The 1,048-nt window shown below is 64.4% G+C and carries 1 protein-coding gene; it reads left to right on the top strand.

Going from position 1 to position 1,048, the window contains the following annotated elements; all coding sequences use genetic code 11:
• Positions 1 to 98: 98 nt before the first annotated feature.
• Positions 99 to 866 carry a group II intron maturase-specific domain-containing protein gene (locus AB0I23_RS41565; RefSeq protein WP_359118468.1) on the top strand — a complete coding sequence of 256 codons (768 nt, stop codon included), beginning with the start codon at positions 99 to 101 and terminating at the stop codon, positions 864 to 866.
• Positions 867 to 1,048: the final 182 nt, after the last annotated feature.

Below are 1,048 nucleotides of genomic sequence, written 5' to 3' on the forward strand. Positions count from 1 at the left end.
CGACGATCAAACGGAAGCCCTCGCCTCGAAACCAATGGAATGTCTCAAGCATGGCTTCCGGGGATCGGTTTACCCATCGCTCGTCCATGTCCATGGCCATGAACATTGTGACGCTCCTTACCCTCCGCGCGAGGAAGGAGTTCCAAGCGCCGGTAGCCGAGCGTCACCTCGAAGCAGAAGTTGCCCATTGCGTTGGGGGCGTGGTCTCGCCCGTGCTGGCGAACCTGTTTCTCCACTACGCGTTCGATGCCTGGATGGCCCGGGAGTTCCCGGACGTTCAGTTCGAACGGTACGTGGATGACGCGGTGGTGCACTGTGTCACCGAGCGCCAGGCCAGGATGCTGGTCGAAGCGATCGGCAGCAGGATGGAGGAGGTCGGGCTGCGGCTGCACCCGGCCAAGACCCGGATCGTCTACTGCAAGGACGCGAACCGCCAACGCTCCTACGAGCAGACGTCGTTCACGTTCTTGGGGTTCACGTTCCGCGCCCGCTCCGCGCGCAGCAAGCACGGGGTCGCGTTCCCCTGCTTCCTGCCCGCGGTCAGCAAAGACGCCCTGAAGAAGATGGGCGCTGAAGTGCGCAGTTGGCGCATCCACCGGCGCACCGGGCATACCTTCGCCCAGCTCGCGCGGTTCATGAATCCGATCGTGCGGGGCTGGATTCAGTACTACGGAGCGTTCTATCACTCCGCACTGAGGCCCTTCCTCCAGCGCATAAATGCCTACCTGTTGCGCTGGATCCGCAGAAAGTACAAGCGACTCGCTGGCTACAGGAAGGCCAGGGCCTGTCTCCAAGGGATCATGCAGCGATACCCGGGGATGTTCGCGCACTGGCGCCTGTGCCGCACCATCTGGGGAACAGGATGACAAGAGCCGTGTAACGGGAGACTGTTACGCACGGTTCTGTGGGGGCCGGAGGGTGAGATCCCCTCCGGCTACCCGACCCGACGGGCGTCGTGCCGGGCCAGGTCGCGGTGAAGTCGCGGCCGACCAGGTCCGGGGCCGGTGCGGCCTTGGTGTCCTGCTGCGTCAGGTGGCGGCGCCTGCGG

Origin of the sequence: Streptomyces atratus (assembly GCF_040655115.1) — a bacterium.
Lineage (GTDB): Bacteria > Actinomycetota > Actinomycetes > Streptomycetales > Streptomycetaceae > Streptomyces > Streptomyces atratus_D.